The sequence below is a fragment of the Oleiphilus sp. HI0079 genome, from assembly GCF_001635105.1.
This window is the reverse complement of the sequence record NZ_LWFT01000396.1, coordinates 1-547: the sequence shown is the minus strand read 5'-3', so window position 1 is coordinate 547 and position 547 is coordinate 1. Positions and strand designations below refer to the sequence as shown.

Sequence of the window (547 nt, the reverse complement as noted above, 5' to 3'; positions counted from 1 at the left end):
CCTTGTTGCCTACGCACAGGTTCTCAGCAACAACAAATCCGTTCACCATAGCGTGATACCAAGTGAGTGGCATGCCCCCATCCAGCAAAACGCGGTCTTACTAAAACGCGCTGAGAATGCGACGGCTGCAGAACAATTCTTAAAGTTTCTTCGGAGTGAATCTGCGCGTAAGATCATTCAAGATGCTGGATATTTAACGGATATTGAATGAGCTCTGATTGGACCACACTTTGGCTTAGCCTGCGCCTCGCGTTTGTCACCATGGCTATTCTACTGCTTATATCTACACCCCTTGCCTGGTGGCTCAGCCAAACGACAAGCAAGCTCAAACCATTTGTTCTTACAATCATCACCTTACCCATTGTGCTACCACCAACAGTGCTTGGGTTCTATCTATTGCTCCTGATGAGCCCAAGCGGTTTGATTGGCCAGCTAACAGATAGCCTAGGTTTGGGGCCCCTTGTGTTTACTTTCTGGGGCTTGGTAATCGGCTCCATCATTTATTCTCTGCCTTTCGCTGTGCAACCAATCTACAACGCGTTTTCGG

2 protein-coding genes are annotated in these 547 nt (G+C 48.3%); both read left to right on the top strand.

Translation table 11 applies throughout. From position 1 onward, the window contains the following. Positions 1-211 (top strand): substrate-binding domain-containing protein (locus tag A3750_RS05110; RefSeq protein WP_197474912.1); only part of this gene is annotated, 211 nt, incomplete at its 5' end. Further along, a partial coding sequence (locus A3750_RS05105) for a molybdate ABC transporter permease subunit (protein ID WP_369819921.1) occupies positions 208-547 on the top strand: 340 nt, incomplete at its 3' end. The genes A3750_RS05110 and A3750_RS05105, both read left to right, overlap by 4 nt.